This is a genomic window from Ruegeria sp. CG11 (genome assembly GCF_056537245.1).
In genome coordinates this window covers 15,456-32,703 of the sequence record NZ_JBQFRE010000008.1, presented here as the reverse complement: position 1 = coordinate 32,703, position 17,248 = coordinate 15,456, and the positions used below count along the sequence as shown (strand labels likewise).

Genomic DNA, 17,248 nt, shown 5'->3' with positions numbered 1-17,248 from the left:
CCTACTCCTGCTCGGTATACATCAGTTCGGTGCGCATGTCGTAGAGATCGTGGAAGAACCGCAAATCCAAGGCCTTGCGCAGGAACGCTACGCCGCTGGAGCCGCCTGTGCCGGGCTGGTTGCCGATCACCCGTTCCACCGCCGTGACGTGATCGAAGCGCCAGCGCTGGAACAGGGATTCCACATCCATCAGCTTTTCCGCCAGCGCATAGAGGTCCCAATACCGGTCGGTGTCGCGATAGACCTGTACCCAGATTTTGACCACGCGCGCGTCGCCGGAATAGGGCTGCGCATAGTCGCGATCCAGCAGGCCCTGCGGGACGTCGAACCCCTGACGCTCCAGCATGAACAGAACCTCGTCATAGAGCGACGGCTTGGTCAAAGCTGCGTTCAGTATCTCCATGACTTCGGGGTCATGTTCATGCACTTTCAAGGTCGAGGCATCTTTGTTGCCCAGAATGAATTCGATCTGACGATAGCCGTAACTTTGGAACCCCGAAGAGCTCCCCAATGCCTGTCGGAAGGTCATGTAATCTGCGGGTGTCATGGTCAGCAGGGTTTCCCATGCCGCGATCAACTGCCGCTGGATCGCCTTCACCCGGTCAAGGTTCTTCATCGCCGGGCCAAACGCATCCTGTTGCAGGAAGTGGCGTGTCTCGACCAGTTGGTGGTGCATCAGTTTCAGCCACAGCTCGCTGACCTGATGGATGATGATGAACAGCATCTCATCGGGTTGGGCGGGGTCCTGAAAGGTTTTTTGCAGGTTCAGCAAGGTCTTGAGCTGCAGGAAATCGCCATAGCTCTTGCGATGAGTCTGCGCGAAATCCGTGACCAGCGAGTCCTCGATCCCGCGTTCCAGATACCTGTCTTTATCGCCCATGTGCTCCTCCAAACGCGCGGGTTTTTCCCTGTTTAGGATCAAAACCCGCACGGTGCCAGAGCGTTAGGTCCAGTCAAGCACCACCTTGCCCGATCGACCCGATTTCATTGCGGCAAAGCCTTCGGCGAAATCGTCGACCTTCATCTCGTGCGTGATCACCCGGCTGACGTCCAGACCGTTCTGCAACATGGCAATCATCTTGTACCAGGTCTCGAACATCTCGCGTCCATAGACGCCCTTGATTGTGATGGCCTTGAACACGATGCGGGACCAGTCGACCGGAGATTTTCCGGGTGGAATACCCAGCAGGGCGATCTTGCCACCCATCACCAGCGCCTCGACCATCTGGTCCAGCGCGATTTGGGAACCGGACATTTCGAGGCCCACATCGAAGCCTTCTTTCATGCCCAGTTCGGTGATGACATCCTGCAACTCTTCTTTGGAGACATCGACAGTGCGGACGGTCGGCACCACACGCTCGGCCAGTTTCAGGCGATCCGGGTTGATATCGGTGATCACCACGTGCCGTGCGCCTGCGTGGCGCGCGACGGCAGCAGCCATGATTCCGATGGGGCCTGCGCCGGTGATCAGAACATCCTCGCCCAGCAGATCGAAGCTGAGGGCGGTGTGCACGGCGTTGCCCAGCGGATCCAGGATCGCTCCGATCTCATCCGGGACATCATCCGGCAGAGGCACCACGTTGAAGGCAGGCAATTTCAGATATTGCGCAAAAGCCCCCTGTTCGTTCACGCCAATCCCGCGCGTGCCCGGGTCCAGATGGAACTTGCCCGCGCGGCTCTGACGGCTGTCGGTGGTGATCAGGTGGCCTTCGCCGGAACAGCGTTGACCAATCTCAAGCCCTGTGACGTTGCGCCCAAGTTCGACGATCTCTCCGGCGAATTCGTGCCCGGTGATCATCGGAATCGGCACCGTCGCGGCGGCCCACTCATCCCAGTTCCAGATATGGATATCTGTGCCGCAGATTCCGGTCTTGTTGACGCGGATTAGAACCTCTTCCGGGCTGATTTCGGGCACCGGGGCCTGTATCATCCAAAGGCCCTCTTCGGGCTTGGACTTCTCAAGTGCTTTCATGGTGTTGGCTCGCATGAGTTTACTCCCACAAATCGGTGGACAGGTATTTCAGTCCGCTGTCACACATCACAATCGCAACGCAGCCGCCCTTTTCAGGCCCGCGTAACAGGTCGATGGCCGCAGCAAGGTTGGCCCCTGCTGAGAAGCCCGCGAAAATGCCTTCGGTCCGGGCCAGCAATCGCGCGCTGTCCCGTGCTGCGTCACCCGAAACCGACAGATGCCCGGCCAGAGTCGTTCCGTTCAGGTGGACCAGATCGCCCATGGCATATCCACCGCCCTGAATCGGGTGATCGGGGTTGCTGATGGCTTCTCCGGCGATGGCCCGCGCGCCTTCGGGTTCGACCGCATAGCAGCGCACGCCCAGCGGAGTCAGGTATTCTGCCGCCCCGGCCAGAGTACCGCCGGACCCCGCAAAGTCACAGAACGCCGTCACGGACCCGCCGGACTGATGCCAGATTTCCGGCCCAGTGCCGGTGGCATGGGCTTTGGGGTTGCCCGAATGACCGAACTGATCGGCGCGAAATGCATTGCGTTCGGCGGTGATGTGCTGTGCGGCCTCATCCACCAATGCCAGATCGGCCCCGGACACTTCGCCGGGCTTGCTGCCCTCGGCTTGTGGGACGATCACGACCTCGGCGCCCAAGGCCTGCATCATACGCGCGCGTTCGACCGAGTTTCCGGCGCTCATGACCGCGACGAAGGGGTGCCCCAGAATGCCGCAGACAATCGCCAGACCCGTGCCCATATTGCCCGAGGTCAGCTCAACCACCGTCTGCCCCGGAGCCAACGTGCCATCGGCCCGCGCAAGTTCGATGATGGACTTCGCAGCCCGGTCCTTTTTCGAAAACCCCGGCAGCAGGTAGTCCAGCTTGGCCAGAATGCGACCGTCCAGATCAAGCTTCCGGCAAACGCGCGAAAGGTCGACCAGCGGGGTGTCTCCGATTGCGTCGATGACAGAGGGCAGGATCACGAAATCACTCCCAGTTCTTTGCCAACTTTTCCAAACGCGGCCAGTGCGCGGTCCAGTTCATCCTTTGTTAGAGCCGCATTCATCTGTGTTCTGATCCGCGCTTGCCCACGCGGGACGACCGGAAAGAAGAAGCCCGAGACATAGACGCCCTCGTCAAACAGCTTGGCGGCCATGTCTTGTGCCAGCGTTGCCTCACCCAGCATCACTGGGATGATCGGGTGTTCACCGGGCAGCAGGTCAAAGCCCAGCTTTTCCAGCCCCGCACGCCAGTATTTGGCGTTGCCGAACAGTTGCGCGCGCAGCATGCTGCCTTCTTCGACCAGACGGATGGCCTCCAGACCAGCAGCGACGATAGAGGGTGGCAGCGAGTTCGAGAACAGATAGGGCCGCGCCCGCTGCCGCAGCAGATCAATCACTGGCTGCGGCCCGGCGATGTAACCGCCGATTGCCCCCCCAAGTGCCTTGCCCAAGGTTCCCGTCAGAATATCCACATCGACGCCGAAATGATCCGGTGTGCCCGCGCCGTTCGGCCCCATGAAGCCAGTGGCGTGGCAGTCATCGACCATGACAATGGCATCGTATTTGTCGGCCAGCTCGCGAATCTTCGGCAGGTTGGCCAGATAGCCGTCCATCGAGAACACGCCGTCTGTCGCGATCATGATATGCCGCGCGCCATCCTCGCGCGCCTGCTTCAACCAGGCTTCGAGGTCATTCATGTCGTTGTTCAGATAGCGATAGCGCTTGGCCTTGCACAACCGAACCCCGTCGATGATCGAAGCGTGGTTCAGACTGTCCGAGATGATGGCGTCTTCAGGCCCTAACAAAGGCTCAAACAGCCCGCCATTGGCGTCGAAACAGGCGGCAAACAGGATCGCATCGTCCTTGTTCAGGAATTTCGCCAGCTTCTGCTCCAGTTCGCGGTGAATATCCTGGGTGCCGCAGATGAACCGGACCGAGGCCATGCCGAAGCCCTTGGGCTCCATCGCGCCCTTTGCGGCGTCGATCAGCGCCGGGTGATCGGCCAGACCCAGATAGTTGTTGGCGCACAGGTTGATCACCTGCTTGTCGCCCACCGTAATCTCACCGCCCTGAGGCGAGGTGATCATTCGTTCGTTTTTGTACAGGCCTTCCGCCCGGATTTGGCTGAGCGTTTCGGTGACGTGGTTCAGGAAATCTTGAGACATCGAATCCTCCTTGCGCAGGGCATTATCTATCATAGCGGAATTGATTCCGGAATACGGGAATTTCTGTATTACGGAATAAAATCCGAAATATTGGAATTACAAGAGGCGCACCCCGTCAGATAAATCTATCTACTTAGGATCGTTTATCTTTTTCTGAAATTCTTTGGAGGAGTTGGTTAACGGATAGGATTCGTCAGGGGTGTCGACCCCAAGAAAAGCGCACAGAGGGTCCCAACCGCTCCCGGTTTCATAGATCAGCAGCCGACCCGCCGGGATTGTTTCGCGTACTGTATCGATATGTGCCTCGAACACGCGTGTTGCGTGGTCGCGATCATTCAATTGACCACCAAAGATATCCTGCGCAATGAACTTGCTGCACATTTCGGCAATAGCATTCAAATGCGGTTGATCGTGTTTGCCCCGCATTGTTGTCATGAACGGGCCAATGGTGGCCTGCACACTGTCAAACCACGCGTCAGGGTCGCGGACGCTCAGGATGACTTTGGCGTCGGGATAGTGCGCGGCCAGTTGTTGCCAGTAGGCTGCGCCGGGCCAGTCGACCTGCGCGCGATAGCCTTGGAACATGGTATCCCAATCCGAAGCCTCACCCCGTGCGGCGGCTTCCCATGCGGGCAACTGATCGGGATTATCCCGAACTTCGAACATGTGATGGCAAGGGCCAAAACCCAGACGTTCCAAAGCGATTTTTAGTGAATTGGTTCCCGTGCGGCCAAAACCGGCCCCAATAACTTCAAGCCCCATCCGGATGCCCCCAATGGTTGAGAAAGCTCCAAACTATCACAGAATCAGAGTTTTTCCCAATTACGGGGCGGAAACCGTCATGCGTTCTTGACGATCAGGAAGACGCGCGCGGGGCTTTCAGCCGTGATTGAATGGGCCACATCAGCGGCATAGCGTGCCGTGTCACCCTGCTGCAAGTTGTTGGAAGCCGCGCCTGAAGTCACGCGGACTGACCCTTCCAGCACCGTCAGTTGCTCTCGGGCGCCCCGCGCATGGGGCTGGCTTGTCAACGCGCCCCCTGCGTCGAATTCGATATCATAGACCTCGTGCCCGCCGGCCTCTTCGGGCGGGGACAGAATGCGGATTCGGCAGTTTTGGCCCATATTGTCGATGCTGGGCACTTCGGCCTTGCGCAGTACCTCGATCTGGTCGGCGGTGTTGGCCTCTTCCAGCAGGCCCGCGAAATCCACCTGCAGGGCACGGGTCAGGTTCCAAAGTGTTGAGATGGTCGGGCTACTTTCGCCCCGTTCGATCTGGCTGACCATCGAGCGGGACACACCGCTGAGATTGGCCACGGCCTCCAGAGACAGGCCCTTGGCCCGGCGCGCTTCTTTCAGGCGGGCGGGCAGGCGTGTCAGGATATCGTCAGTGTTGTCCGTCATGACGGAATTTCATGCGCTTTGCGGGGATGGATGTCAATTCCAACCGTGACGGGACGTCCCATAGGACATGTCTTTGCTGCAGGTGCATACTGCCTGCGAATCCCGGAGGAGACTGACATGACCGATATCGTATTGCTGGACGGTGCCCGCACCGCAATTGGAACCTTTGGCGGCGCGCTGGCCTCGACCGCGCCCATCGACCTGGCAACCGTTGCCACCGAAGCCGCGCTGGAGCGGTCGGGCGTCGAGGGCGCGCAGATCGGGCATGTGGTGTTTGGTCATGTGATCAACACCGAGCCGCGCGACATGTACCTGTCGCGCGTTGCGGCGATGCAGGCAGGTATTCCCAATGGAACGCCTGCGATGAATGTGAACCGCCTGTGTGGATCGGGTGCGCAGGCGGTTGTCTCGGCGGTGCAGTCCCTGATGCTGGGCGACGCCGATTTTGCCGTGGCAGGCGGGGCGGAAAGCATGTCGCGCAGCCCCTACATCGTGCCGCAGGCGCGGTGGGGCGCAAAGATGGGCGATGTGACGTCGCTGGACATGATGCTGGGGGCGCTGAACTGTCCCTTCGGCACCGGTCACATGGGGGTGACCGCTGAGAATGTCGCCGATGAGCATCAGATCAGCCGCGAGCAGATGGACGAGTTTGCGATGACCAGCCAGACCCGTGCGGCGGCGGCCATCGAGGCCGGATATTTCGGCAGCCAGATCGCGCCGGTGCAGGTCAAGGTCAAGCGGGACATGGTCGACTTCAAGGTCGATGAACACCCCAAGGCTACCACGGCCGAGGCTTTGGCCGGTCTGCGGCCCGTGTTCAAGAAAGACGGTCGTGTGACGGCGGGCAATGCCTCGGGCATAAATGACGGCGCAGCGGCGATGGTTCTGGCCACGGCTGATGCGGCCGAGAAAGCCGGGCTGAAACCCAAGGCGCGCATTCTGGGCTATGCCCACGCTGGTGTACGCCCCGAGGTGATGGGCATCGGGCCGGTTCCGGCGGTGCGGAACCTGCTGGACAAGACCGGTCTGTCGGTGGATGATTTCGATGTGATCGAAAGCAATGAGGCATTTGCGGCGCAGGCACTGGCGGTGAATCAGGAGCTTGGTCTGGATGCGTCGAAGGTGAACCCGAATGGTGGGGCGATTGCTCTGGGGCATCCGGTCGGCGCGACCGGGGCGATCATCACGCTGAAGGCGCTGTACGACTTGGAGCGCACGGGTGGGTCCAAAGGGCTGATCACCATGTGCATCGGTGGCGGGCAGGGGATCGCCATCGCCATCGAGCGGCTCTGAGCCGAAGCCGGGCAGGGGGGCTGTCTGCCCCCCATCGCGCGGGGCGCGATTCCCCCCGAAGGTATTTTCAGCCAGATGAAGCAGGCGGGCCGGTGTCTAGCTGAGCGCGTTAAGCAGAAGAACCAGCGCGGCACCTGCTGCGGCGCCAATACCAGCGGGCAGGGCGGCGGACCACAGAGGCGATTTCTGTGGCTCGTCTTTCTGGGTTTGGGCGATCAGGGCGTTTTCGACCAATCCCGGCAGGCGGGGGCCGAAGCGGGCCAGAACCCAGGCGGTTTTGCTGAAATCGCGCAGCGCCGCGCGGGGGCCAATGGATTGCTTGATGTAGTCCTCGACCACAGGGCGGGCGACCTCCCAGATGTTCGTATGTGGATCGAGTGAGCGTGCGACGCCTTCGACCACCACCATGGTGCGTTGCAGCAGGATCAACTCGGTCCGGGTTTCCATCCCGAACCGTTCGGTGACCTCGAACAGGTAGTTCAGCAGGCGCCCCATCGAGATATTCGAGGCGTCCATACCGAAGATCGGCTCACCCACTGCGCGCAGGGCGCGGGCGAATTCATCGACATCCTGATTGGCTGGGACATAGCCAGCCTCGAAGTGCACCTCGGCCACGCGTTTGTAGTCGCGGCGGATGAAGCCGAAGAGGATCTCGGCATAAACCCGGCGGGTGTATTCGTCGATATGGCCCATGATGCCGTAGTCATAGGCGATGATGTCACCGTTGGCGGCGACCTTCAGGTTGCCTTGATGCATGTCGGCGTGAAAATAACCATCGCGCAGCGCGTGCTGCAGGAACAGGCGCAGGACCCGTTCGGCCAGATCGCGGCGATTGTGGCCTGCGGCATCAAGCGCTTCGTTTTCGCCCAGTGGAATCCCGTCGGCCCAGCTGAGAGTCATCACCCGTCGCGCCGACAGAGACCAGACCACAGGGGGCAGCCAGAACCCGGCGTCATCCTTGGTGTTGGCGGCGTATTCCGAGGCGGCGGCGCTTTCCAGACGCAGGTCCAGCTCGCCGCGCACGACGCCGTCGAAATGTTCGATCACTTCCATCGGGCGCAGGCGGCGCGCACCGGGGGCGAACAGCTGTGCGATGCGGGCGGCGAAATAGAACGCGTCCACGTCCTTGCGGAACGCGCGTTCGATGCCGGGGCGCAGAACCTTGACGGCGACATCCTCACCCGTGCTGGTAAGCTTGGCCTTGTGGACCTGTGCGATCGAGGCTGCGGCGATGGGTTCGCTGAATTCCGAGAACACCTCCTCCACCGACTGGCCGAGTTCTTTTTCGACCTCGGCCATTGCCTCGGTGCGGGAAAATGGCGGCAGTTTATCCTGCAATACGCGCAACTGGGCGGCCAGGTCATTGCCCACCACGTCCGGGCGGGTCGAGAGGACCTGACCGAACTTGATATAGGCCGGGCCCAGCGCCGTTAGCGCCCTGGTGGCCGGTGGCATGTCAGGATCACCCTTGTAGCCCAGCCATTGGAACGGTTTGCCCAAAGCGTGAGCAATAAAGCGCAAAGGACGGGGGGCTTCGAAAGCGTCCAACACCACGTTCATTGCGCCAGTGCGCTCTAGCGTGGCGCCTGTGCGGATCAGGCGGATGATATTGTGAGGGCCGCGCATGGATCAGATCTTCCAGCCGGAATGCAGCGCAGCGATACCCATGCTGAGGTTTCGGTATTTGGCGTTTTCGAACCCGGCGGTGCGGACCATGTTCAGGAAGGTCTCCTGATCCGGGAATTTGCGGATCGATTCCACCAGATACTGATAGCTGTCGTAATCGTTGGCGATCAGCTTGCCCATGCGCGGGATGACATTGAAACTGTACAGATCATAGAGTTTCTGCAGCCCGTCATTTGGTAATTGGCTGAATTCCAGCACCATCAGGCGGCCACCGGGTTTGAGCACGCGGAAGGCTTCGTTCAGCGCCTCTTGCGGGCGGGTCACGTTCCGGATGCCGAATGAGATGGTGTAGACGTCGAAGGTGTTGTCTTCGAACGGCAGGGACATTGCATCGCCCACCACCCAGTTCAAACTGTCGGACATTTGGTCGGCCTCGGCGCGTTGGCGGCCTTCGACCAGCATCGGCTCGGTCAGGTCCAGCACGGTGGCGTGGCCGTAGCCCGCGCGTTTGAGGAAGCGAAATGAGATATCGCCCGTACCGCCGGCCACATCCAGCAGGCGTTGACCGGGGCGCGGGGCCAGCCAATCCATCATCGCGTCTTTCCAGACCCGGTGGATGCCCATCGACATGACATCGTTCATCACGTCGTATTTCGAAGCGACCGAGTTGAACACGCCCTGTACGCGCCCGGCTTTGTCGGCCTCGCGTACGGTTTCGAACCCGAAATGTGTTGTCTTGTCGTTGCTGTCGGACATTGAAAGGACGCCTTTGCCTGTGTTGCTCATCCTTATAGGCCTCAGCGCGGGGAAGACAATCGCGCCCCGCCTGGACGGACAGATTGGCGCAGTTTGGAGCGCTCCAAAGTCACAAATGTGCCCCATTGACGGTACATGTTCGCGGCGGGTCGTACACGGCAGCCCGCGTGATAGGATATTGCTGACAAAATGATTGAGGTTACTCCGCTTCTTGTGTTCCAGACGTCGGTGTTTGTCATACTGGTTGTCTTGTTTGTCCGGGCGATCCGCTTTGGGCGCCGGTATTTCGCGAAATGGCGCGGTCCGAATGAATGGAACGACATACGCGATCAGAGCAAGGAACTGCCAATATGGGATCGCGGCTTCGAAAGAACGGCCATGCGCGGCAGCCAAAACTCACCCGAACACACACTGAATAAAACCACCTATCGGACGACCTATGGGCTGCGTTTTAAAACTCTGTTTGTGCTCGTGGCGGTTTATCTGGCTCTCGCTTACAAACTCGATGTTTACGCGATGGGAGCGCTTGAGGCGGAATTCGGCAGTTATCCCGTCACCCTTTTCAAGGTCGCGCTGATAGCAGTGCTTGCCTTCAATGTGTTGCACCATTTCGTATATCGGTTGACCATTGATGGAAAGGAACTGACTGTGACCGGGGCGTTGTTTCAACGCCATTCCTTTGATCTGGGCAAGCTTGTGGCGGTCGAACACAGCAACGGTCCGATGTTTCGTTTGCGTTTTTCAGATGGGAAGACGGCGCGCATTCTGAGATACGTAGCCGGACATGATGAAATGGTGCAGGCGTTCGAAAATGCGCTTGCGGCAAATCAGGAGAGCACATGCCGGAGCTACCCGAAGTCGAAACGGTCCGCCGTGGGCTGACCCTGGCGATGGAGGGCGTGGTGATCGAACGGGCCGACGTGAACCGCCCCGATCTGCGCTGGCCCTTCCCCGAGCGCATGGCAGAACGACTGACCGGGCAGCGGGTCGACCGGCTGCGGCGGCGCTCGAAATACATTTTGGCCGATCTCAGCAGTGGGGAAACCTTGCTGATCCATCTGGGCATGTCCGGACGGATGACGGTGTCGGGCGATCCGTTGGGACAGTTCGTCCACGAACACCCGATGCCCGAAAAACATGACCACGTTGTTTTTCATATGGCCAATGGCGCACGGGTCACCTTCAACGACCCGCGCCGGTTCGGTGCGATGGACCTGCTACCGACAGCCACCGCCGAGGCGCATAAGCTGTTGTCGGTCCTGGGGCCGGAACCGCTGGGCAACGATTTCCACGAGCAACATCTGATCGAGGCGTTCCACGGCAAGAACACCCCGGTCAAATTGGCGTTGCTGGATCAGGGAATCGTTGCCGGATTGGGCAATATCTACGTCTGTGAGGCACTTTATCGCGCAGGCGTGTCGCCACGTCGCAAAGCCGGGCAGATTTCTGCGGCCCGTGTCGCGGCACTGGTCCCGATCATTCGGCAGGTGTTGCAGGACGCCATCGAGGCCGGTGGGTCGTCCCTGCGCGATTTCCGCCAAGCCGATGGAGAACTTGGATATTTTCAGCACAGCTTTGACGTTTACGGTCGCGAAGGCGAACCCTGCCGCACCGAGGGCTGCGAAGCGGTCGTGAAAAGAATCACGCAGTCCGGTCGGTCATCCTTCTATTGCGCGCAATGCCAAAGATAGCTTGATCCAGCTTCCTCGCGTGATAAGGAATCGTAACTGAACGGAACAACCGGAAGCTTACACCTCATGGCTTTTGAGACGATCATCGTCGAAATCGAAGACCACGTCGCACTTATCAAGCTCGACAGACCCGATGCACTGAACGCGCTGAACGCCCAACTCACGCAAGAGCTTTGCTCGGCGCTGGAAGAGGCGGACAAGAACGACAAGGTGCGCTGCATCGTAATCACCGGCTCGGACAAGGCCTTTGCGGCTGGCGCGGATATCAAAGAGATGTCCGAGATGAGCTTTGTCGACGTCTATGCGTCCAATCTGTTTGGCGACTTCAATGACCGCATCTGTGCGATCCGCAAACCGATCATTGCCGCCGTTTCCGGCTATGCGCTGGGCGGTGGGTGCGAACTGGCCATGCTGTGCGACTTCATCATTGCCGCCGACACCGCCAAGTTCGGTCAGCCCGAGATCAATCTGGGCGTCATTGCCGGGCTTGGAGGCACGCAGCGTCTGACCCGCTTCGTCGGCAAGTCCAAGGCTATGGACATGAACCTGACCGGTCGCTTCATGGACGCCGAAGAAGCGGAACGTGCCGGGCTGGTCAGCCGGGTCGTTCCGGCCAAGAAGCTGATGGAAGAAGCGATTGGTGCGGCCCAAAAGATCGCCGAGAAATCCCAGCTGAGCGCGATGGCCGCCAAAGAAGCCGTCAACCGAAGCTATGAGGTCACGCTGAGCGAAGGCATGCTGTTCGAACGCCGCGTCTTTCATTCCATGTTCGCGACCGAAGATCAGAAGGAAGGCATGGCCGCGTTCCAGGAAAAACGCGCCGCCCAGTTCCGTGACAAGTAAGGCGCGCGTATTGGGTCGAGATCAGGCGGGCCATGCCCGCCTTTTTCATGCCTGTCCTGTTCAGTTAAAGAATCGGCTTGGCAAAGCACGCAATCTTGGATAACTAGCGCCGCTATACATGCGCGTGCGGCCCGCTTGGCCCGACTCACACCCGTGATTCTGATCCGGTGCGGGTAATCCGTGACGCGTAACTGAATATAACCGTACCGAACGAAGGTCAGAAACACATGGCAAATTCGCCCCAGGCTAAAAAACGCGCGCGTCAGAACGACAAGCGCTTCGCAATCAACAAAGCACGCCGCTCGCGCATCCGCACCTATCTGCGCAAAGTCGAAGAAGCGATCGCATCCGGCGACAAGGACGCAGCGACTGCAGCTCTGCGTGCCGCTCAGCCCGAACTGATGCGCGGCGTCACCAAAGGTGTCTTCCACAAGAACACCGCCTCGCGCAAGATGTCGCGCCTGTCGGCCCGAGTCAAAGCGCTGGGCTAAACCTGTGAGTTGACCTAAGGTCAACAAATCACGGTTGAATTGTTTACAAAAGCGTCACAATTTGTGGCGCTTTTTTTATGCTGTTGCCGGAAAGCCGCGTCTTCACGAAGACGAGAGATTCTTTCGGCCAAAGACCCGAGTCAACATCAGAGTTTCGTTGCCGTACGCCTTAGCCTCTTGTTACCACTAAGTCAGCGATTCACTCGCTTGGGGGGACAGGCTGTTTCATTGATCAAACTGACGGGCATCAGGATGGTCGCGAAACGAATGTTGGCAAACGGACACTGCCCGTTTGTTGATCTGCTAAAGGTCTTTGGGTCACCAAAGGTCTGAGCCCTGTCTAAAAAAATATGTTTGCGACGCGCAACCCGGCTTGTGGGGCGCCCTCTTTTCGGGTGTCCACTTGTCAGGCTGTGCTGAGTTTAAGGGACAGTCTCGCCAGACCAACGTGGTTTGGCGTGTGGGCACCCTATTGCGAGTGAACGCAAAATAACCGGGTAACCGGAACTGGGTAATAAGGCCGACAGGCCAATAAAGAATGGGATGCGTGAGGCGCTTGATGACACAAGAAAAATGGGGACAACTACGTAACAAATTGCTCAAGGCGGTCGGCAAGAACAACTACACCACCTGGATTGAACCTCTTGAGTTCCAAGAGCTGCAGGATGGCGTGGCCGTTTTTTCGGTGCCGACGAACTTCATGGGCAATTATGTAAGTCAGAATTTTGCGGATCTCATTCTGTATGAGATGAACACCGCAGGGGAATCAGTGCAGCGTTTGGCATTTCACGTTGCCGCCAATTCACCAGTGCGCCCGTCCAAAGAGCCCGTATCCGCACCCTCGGTCGCGCAGGACACGCCTCAACCCCAGTCTCTGTCGCAGCAGGCCGAGGCAGCAGGAGATGCACTGGAATCGCTGCAGGCCGCGCCATTGGACGCTCGGTTCACCTTTGACAGCTTCGTGGTCGGCAAGCCCAACGAACTGGCTCATGCTGCCGCGCGCCGTGTCGCGGAAGGTGGTCCCGTCACTTTCAACCCGCTGGTCCTTTATGGCGGGGTCGGTCTGGGTAAAACCCACCTGATGCACGCAATCGCCTGGGAGCTGAAAACCAAGCGGCCCGAACTGAATGTTCTGTACCTGTCCGCGGAGCAATTCATGTACCGCTTCGTGCGGGCCTTGCGCGAACGCCGGATGATGGATTTCAAACACCTGTTCCGTTCGGTTGATGTGCTGATGGTTGATGACGTACAGTTCATCGCCGGCAAGGATTCGACTCAGGAAGAGTTCTTTCACACGTTCAACGCGCTGGTAGATCAGAACAAACAGATCATCATCTCGGCCGACCGCGCCCCTGGTGAGATCAAGGATCTGGAAGACCGCGTAAAGTCGCGTCTGCAATGCGGTCTGGTCGTCGACCTGCATCCGACCGATTACGAGCTGCGTCTGGGCATCCTGCAGAACAAGGTGCAGCAATACAGCAAAACCTATCCCGACCTGACCATCGCCGATGGCGTTCTGGAGTTTCTGGCCCATCGCATCTCGACCAACGTCCGCGTGTTGGAAGGTGCCCTGACGCGCCTGTTCGCCTTCGCTTCACTGGTGGGGCGCGAGATCGACATGGAGCTGACGCAGGATTGTCTGGCCGATGTGCTGCGCGCGTCCGAGCGCAAGATCACCGTTGAAGAGATTCAACGCAAAGTCTCGGACTACTACAACATCCGTCTGTCGGACATCATCGGCCCCAAGCGCCTGCGGTCCTATGCCCGCCCGCGTCAGGTGGCAATGTATCTGTGCAAGCAACTGACCAGCCGCTCGCTGCCCGAGATTGGCCGCCGTTTCGGCGGGCGTGACCACACCACGGTCATGCATGGTGTCAAACGCATCGAAGAGCTTAAGACCACCGACGGCCAGATTGCCGAAGACGTGGAAATGCTGCGCCGCGCGCTGGAAGCCTGAGACTTACCTCAAGCCCCTCAGGAAACGCCCCGGACCTTCGTGCCCGGGGCTTTTTTGTGCGCTATAGCCCACGGTTGCACAGGAACTGTGCCCGCGCGGCCACGCGGCCCTTGACGCATTAGGCGTTCCGACCCAGAAAACAGTAAAAAATCCTTGTGCCTCAGGGTGGAACCGCTAACGTGCCAGTCCCGCCCATGTTGGCACGCAAGTCAGAGGAATTGAGGGTATGAAGATCAGCATCGAACGCGGCACCCTTCTCAAGGCCGTTTCCCAGGCCCAATCTGTTGTCGAACGTCGCAACACCATTCCCATACTTGCCAACGTGCTGATCGAGGCCGAAGGCGATCAGGCCATGTTCCGCGCCACCGACCTGGATATCGAAGTGGTCGATAAAGCTCCGGCACAGGTGGAAAAGGCAGGCGCGACAACCGTGGCCGCGACAACCCTGCATGAGATCGTGCGCAAACTGCCGGACGGCGCGTTGGTGACCCTGACCGCTGACAGCGCGGCGGGCCGTCTTACAGTTGAAGCGGGCCGGTCAAACTTCTCGCTGGCGACATTGCCGAAAGAGGATTTCCCGGTGATGGCATCCTCGGAATACCAGTCGAACTTCACGGCCTCGGCCGCGCTGCTGCGGCGGCTGTTCGACAAATCGAAATTCGCCATCTCGACTGAAGAGACGCGGTATTACCTGAACGGCGTCTACATGCACGTGGCCGACGGGTCCGAAGGTGGCAAGGTGCTGCGCTGTGTGGCCACCGATGGCCACCGTCTGGCCCGCATTGACGCGGACCTGCCGGATGGTGCAGCAGACATGCCGGGCGTGATCGTGCCGCGCAAGACCGTGGGCGAACTGCGCAAGCTGCTGGACGATGACGAGATGGACATTGCCGTCTCGGTCAGCGAAACTAAAATCCGTTTCGCAACACCCGATATCACGCTGACCTCGAAAGTGATCGACGGCACCTTCCCCGACTACACCCGCGTGATTCCGCAGGGCAACACCCGCCAGCTGGAAGTGGATGCCGCCGAATTCGCCCAGGCCGTTGACCGGGTTGCCACAGTTTCGTCCGAACGCTCGCGCGCGGTGAAGTTGCAATTGGACGCGGACAAGCTGGTTCTGTCGGTCAACGCGCCCGACAGTGGTGCCGCCGAGGAAGAACTGGCCGTGGCCTATGGCGATGAGCGGTTGGAGATTGGCTTTAACGCGAAATACCTGCTGGAGATTGCCTCGCAGGTCGATCGTGAGAACGCGGTGTTCCTGTTCAACTCGGCGGGTGATCCGACGTTGATGCGCGAAGGCAATGATCAGAGCGCGGTCTACGTTGTCATGCCGATGCGCGTCTGATCGACCCTACGGGGTGATCCTTAACGGAAGGGAGGGGTCATGACTTTGGCCCTGACCCAACTTACGGTCTCGCATTTCCGGTCCCATAAGCTGGCGCGGTTGTCTTTGGATGGGCGGCCGGTGGCGATTCATGGGCCGAACGGGGCCGGTAAGACCAATATTCTTGAAGCTGTGTCGTTATTCTCACCCGGTCGCGGGATGCGTCGGGCAAGTGCGGCCGAGATGACTCGACGGCCCGAGGCGCTGGGCTGGAAGCTGTCCGGGCTGCTGAGCGCCCAGGGGCAGAATTACGAAATCGAAACATGGTCCGAAGGGGGCGCGGCGCGTCAGGTCCGGATTGATGGCAAGGCGACTAGCCAGATCGATTTAGGTAAGCTGGCGCGCGTGGTCTGGCTGATCCCGTCGATGGATCGGTTGTGGATCGAAGGTGCGGAAGGGCGGCGGCGGTTTTTGGACCGCATCGCGTTGAGTTTTGATCCCGCTCATGCCGAAGCGTCGCTGAATTATGAAAAATCCATGCGCGAACGGAACCGCTTGCTGAAAGAGCAGGTGCGCGATGCGCATTGGTACGCCGCGCTTGAGGGGCAGATGGCTGAAACCGGCCATCGTATTCATGCCGCGCGCTTGGCGGCGTTGGATCATCTGCAGACGGCGCAGGAGCAGGCAGAAACCGCTTTTCCTTCGGCTGATCTGGAACTGGTGCAGACCGAAGGGGCGATGCCTGAGACGGCCGAGGACTTGCGCGAGGCGTTGAATGAGAGCCGATTCCGCGATCTGGCGGCGGGGCGCACGCTGGTCGGACCGCATCGGTCGGATCTGTACGGGGTGTTCGCGGCCAAAGGGGTTCCGGCCAAGGATTGCTCGACCGGCGAGCAGAAGGCGTTGTTGGTATCGTTGATCCTGTCCAACGCGCGGGCACTGGCGGGGATGGTGGGCGCGCCGCCGATCGTGTTGCTGGATGAGGTGGCCGCGCATCTGGATGCGGGGCGGCGCGCGGCGCTCTATGACGAGATTTGCGCGCTGGGCGCTCAGGCCTGGATGACGGGCACCGGGCCTGAACTGTTTGCGGAATTGGAGGACCGGGCCCAAACGCTGGTCGTCACCGAAGGCGATGAGGGCTCGGTCGTGACCGCTTAGGCGGGTTCGCTGACTTTGCGCTCCCACAGGAAGCCGCGCATCACCTCGTCCACCGGGGTTTTGGCCATGTGGTTGACGTAGTTCGACATGGTTTTCTGCGCCAGACCCAGCACCACATCCAGAACCGCACGGTGCGAGTAGCCCGCGTCGAAGAAGGCCTGCAGCTGTTCCTCGGTCGGGTTGCCGCGGGTTTCCATCACTTGCAGGGTGAAGGTGCGCAGCGCCTCAAGCTTGGGGTTTGGAAGCGGGGTTTCGTTGCGCAGGGCTTCGGTGATCTCGTCCGAGACCTTCATCATCTTGGCGATGCCGGTGTGGGCGGGCACGCAATAGTGGCATTCGTTTTCCACGTTGATGGTCTGCCAGACGACAGTTTTCTCGTCATTGTCGAAATCGGTCTGCATGAACAGGCCGTGCAGAACCTGATAGCCTTCCAGATGCTGCGGGCTTTCGGCCATCACCTTGTGCAGGCCGGGCAGGCGACCGAATGCGGCCTGAGATTTCTCGAGCAGCGGTTTGGACCCTTCGGGCGCGGTTTCGAGGTCATGAGACGGGAAATTGGCCATGTCGGAACTCCTGT

Annotated in this window: 17 protein-coding genes; 8 read left to right on the top strand and 9 right to left on the bottom strand. The window is 59.7% G+C overall.

Features of this window, described 5'->3' with window-relative positions:
- Position 1: 1 nt before the first annotated feature.
- The 6 genes from ACR0KW_RS16195 to ACR0KW_RS16170 all read right to left on the bottom strand — a co-directional run bounded on the left by ACR0KW_RS16195 (position 2) and on the right by ACR0KW_RS16170 (position 5,529).
- A complete protein-coding gene (locus ACR0KW_RS16195; RefSeq protein WP_480805930.1) occupies positions 2 to 880 on the bottom strand; it encodes a tryptophan 2,3-dioxygenase in 879 nt (292 codons plus the stop codon).
- Positions 881 to 943: 63 nt separating this feature from the next.
- A complete protein-coding gene (gene tdh, locus ACR0KW_RS16190; protein WP_480806017.1) occupies positions 944 to 1,972 on the bottom strand; it encodes an L-threonine 3-dehydrogenase in 1,029 nt (342 codons plus the stop codon).
- Between the two features lie 19 nt (positions 1,973 to 1,991).
- Positions 1,992 to 2,942, bottom strand: coding sequence for a PLP-dependent cysteine synthase family protein (locus ACR0KW_RS16185; protein ID WP_480805929.1), 951 nt, complete (start codon positions 2,940 to 2,942; stop codon positions 1,992 to 1,994).
- Positions 2,939 to 4,126 carry a glycine C-acetyltransferase gene (locus ACR0KW_RS16180; RefSeq protein ID WP_480805928.1) on the bottom strand — a complete coding sequence of 396 codons (1,188 nt, stop codon included), beginning with the start codon at positions 4,124 to 4,126 and terminating at the stop codon, positions 2,939 to 2,941. The genes ACR0KW_RS16185 and ACR0KW_RS16180 overlap by 4 nt, the downstream gene beginning before the upstream one ends.
- Positions 4,127 to 4,255: 129 nt before the next feature.
- Positions 4,256 to 4,888: a sulfotransferase family protein gene (locus ACR0KW_RS16175; protein ID WP_480805927.1), complete on the bottom strand. Its 633-nt coding sequence runs from the start codon at positions 4,886 to 4,888 to the stop codon at positions 4,256 to 4,258.
- A gap of 77 nt (positions 4,889 to 4,965) precedes the next feature.
- Positions 4,966 to 5,529, bottom strand: coding sequence for a helix-turn-helix domain-containing protein (locus ACR0KW_RS16170; RefSeq protein WP_170327781.1), 564 nt, complete (start codon positions 5,527 to 5,529; stop codon positions 4,966 to 4,968).
- A gap of 117 nt (positions 5,530 to 5,646) precedes the next feature.
- Between ACR0KW_RS16170 and ACR0KW_RS16165 the strand changes: the two genes are divergently transcribed.
- Complete coding sequence (locus tag ACR0KW_RS16165; RefSeq protein ID WP_480805926.1) at positions 5,647 to 6,822, top strand: acetyl-CoA C-acyltransferase family protein; 1,176 nt, start codon at positions 5,647 to 5,649, stop codon at positions 6,820 to 6,822.
- A gap of 96 nt (positions 6,823 to 6,918) precedes the next feature.
- Here the strand turns inward: ACR0KW_RS16165 and ubiB are convergent, their stop codons facing one another.
- Positions 6,919 to 8,448: a 2-polyprenylphenol 6-hydroxylase gene (gene ubiB, locus ACR0KW_RS16160; protein WP_480805925.1), complete on the bottom strand. Its 1,530-nt coding sequence runs from the start codon at positions 8,446 to 8,448 to the stop codon at positions 6,919 to 6,921.
- 3 nt (positions 8,449 to 8,451) lie between these two features.
- Positions 8,452 to 9,204, bottom strand: coding sequence for a bifunctional demethylmenaquinone methyltransferase/2-methoxy-6-polyprenyl-1,4-benzoquinol methylase UbiE (ubiE, locus tag ACR0KW_RS16155; protein WP_480805924.1), 753 nt, complete (start codon positions 9,202 to 9,204; stop codon positions 8,452 to 8,454).
- A gap of 189 nt (positions 9,205 to 9,393) precedes the next feature.
- Here ubiE and ACR0KW_RS16150 point away from each other — a divergent pair, with 189 nt between their 5' ends.
- The 7 genes from ACR0KW_RS16150 (at position 9,394) to recF (ending at position 16,671) form a co-directional block, all read left to right on the top strand.
- Positions 9,394 to 10,086: a hypothetical protein gene (locus ACR0KW_RS16150; protein ID WP_480805923.1), complete on the top strand. Its 693-nt coding sequence runs from the start codon at positions 9,394 to 9,396 to the stop codon at positions 10,084 to 10,086.
- Positions 10,044 to 10,895 carry a bifunctional DNA-formamidopyrimidine glycosylase/DNA-(apurinic or apyrimidinic site) lyase gene (mutM, locus tag ACR0KW_RS16145; protein WP_480805922.1) on the top strand — a complete coding sequence of 284 codons (852 nt, stop codon included), beginning with the start codon at positions 10,044 to 10,046 and terminating at the stop codon, positions 10,893 to 10,895. The genes ACR0KW_RS16150 and mutM overlap by 43 nt, the downstream gene beginning before the upstream one ends.
- 66 nt (positions 10,896 to 10,961) lie before the next feature.
- Entirely contained in the window at positions 10,962 to 11,738 is a 777-nt protein-coding gene (locus tag ACR0KW_RS16140) for an enoyl-CoA hydratase (RefSeq protein ID WP_480805921.1), read from the top strand.
- Between the two features lie 227 nt (positions 11,739 to 11,965).
- Positions 11,966 to 12,229 carry a 30S ribosomal protein S20 gene (rpsT, locus tag ACR0KW_RS16135; RefSeq protein ID WP_058282200.1) on the top strand — a complete coding sequence of 88 codons (264 nt, stop codon included), beginning with the start codon at positions 11,966 to 11,968 and terminating at the stop codon, positions 12,227 to 12,229.
- A gap of 559 nt (positions 12,230 to 12,788) precedes the next feature.
- A complete protein-coding gene (dnaA, locus tag ACR0KW_RS16130; protein ID WP_480805920.1) occupies positions 12,789 to 14,186 on the top strand; it encodes a chromosomal replication initiator protein DnaA in 1,398 nt (465 codons plus the stop codon).
- Between the two features lie 226 nt (positions 14,187 to 14,412).
- Complete coding sequence (gene dnaN, locus ACR0KW_RS16125; protein ID WP_170327773.1) at positions 14,413 to 15,534, top strand: DNA polymerase III subunit beta; 1,122 nt, start codon at positions 14,413 to 14,415, stop codon at positions 15,532 to 15,534.
- 39 nt (positions 15,535 to 15,573) lie between these two features.
- A complete protein-coding gene (recF, locus tag ACR0KW_RS16120) occupies positions 15,574 to 16,671 on the top strand; it encodes a DNA replication/repair protein RecF (RefSeq protein WP_480805919.1) in 1,098 nt (365 codons plus the stop codon).
- Here the strand turns inward: recF and ACR0KW_RS16115 are convergent.
- Complete coding sequence (locus tag ACR0KW_RS16115) at positions 16,668 to 17,234, bottom strand: carboxymuconolactone decarboxylase family protein (protein ID WP_480805918.1); 567 nt, start codon at positions 17,232 to 17,234, stop codon at positions 16,668 to 16,670. The two genes, recF and ACR0KW_RS16115, sit on opposite strands and share 4 nt — an antisense overlap.
- Positions 17,235 to 17,248: the final 14 nt, after the last annotated feature.

Coding starts and splice junctions, on each gene's coding strand:
- mutM (WP_480805922.1), top strand. CDS start 10,044: ATGCCGGAGCTACCCGAAGTCGAAACGGTCCGCCGTGGGCTGACCCTG.
- ACR0KW_RS16140 (WP_480805921.1), top strand. CDS start 10,962: ATGGCTTTTGAGACGATCATCGTCGAAATCGAAGACCACGTCGCACTT.
- recF (WP_480805919.1), top strand. CDS start 15,574: ATGACTTTGGCCCTGACCCAACTTACGGTCTCGCATTTCCGGTCCCAT.
- ACR0KW_RS16150 (WP_480805923.1), top strand. CDS start 9,394: ATGATTGAGGTTACTCCGCTTCTTGTGTTCCAGACGTCGGTGTTTGTC.
- ACR0KW_RS16170 (WP_170327781.1), bottom strand. CDS start 5,529: ATGACGGACAACACTGACGATATCCTGACACGCCTGCCCGCCCGCCTG.
- dnaA (WP_480805920.1), top strand. CDS start 12,789: ATGACACAAGAAAAATGGGGACAACTACGTAACAAATTGCTCAAGGCG.
- ACR0KW_RS16165 (WP_480805926.1), top strand. CDS start 5,647: ATGACCGATATCGTATTGCTGGACGGTGCCCGCACCGCAATTGGAACC.
- dnaN (WP_170327773.1), top strand. CDS start 14,413: ATGAAGATCAGCATCGAACGCGGCACCCTTCTCAAGGCCGTTTCCCAG.
- ubiE (WP_480805924.1), bottom strand. CDS start 9,204: ATGTCCGACAGCAACGACAAGACAACACATTTCGGGTTCGAAACCGTA.
- ACR0KW_RS16115 (WP_480805918.1), bottom strand. CDS start 17,234: ATGGCCAATTTCCCGTCTCATGACCTCGAAACCGCGCCCGAAGGGTCC.
- ubiB (WP_480805925.1), bottom strand. CDS start 8,448: ATGCGCGGCCCTCACAATATCATCCGCCTGATCCGCACAGGCGCCACG.
- rpsT (WP_058282200.1), top strand. CDS start 11,966: ATGGCAAATTCGCCCCAGGCTAAAAAACGCGCGCGTCAGAACGACAAG.
- tdh (WP_480806017.1), bottom strand. CDS start 1,972: ATGAAAGCACTTGAGAAGTCCAAGCCCGAAGAGGGCCTTTGGATGATA.
- ACR0KW_RS16180 (WP_480805928.1), bottom strand. CDS start 4,126: ATGTCTCAAGATTTCCTGAACCACGTCACCGAAACGCTCAGCCAAATC.
- ACR0KW_RS16175 (WP_480805927.1), bottom strand. CDS start 4,888: ATGGGGCTTGAAGTTATTGGGGCCGGTTTTGGCCGCACGGGAACCAAT.
- ACR0KW_RS16195 (WP_480805930.1), bottom strand. CDS start 880: ATGGGCGATAAAGACAGGTATCTGGAACGCGGGATCGAGGACTCGCTG.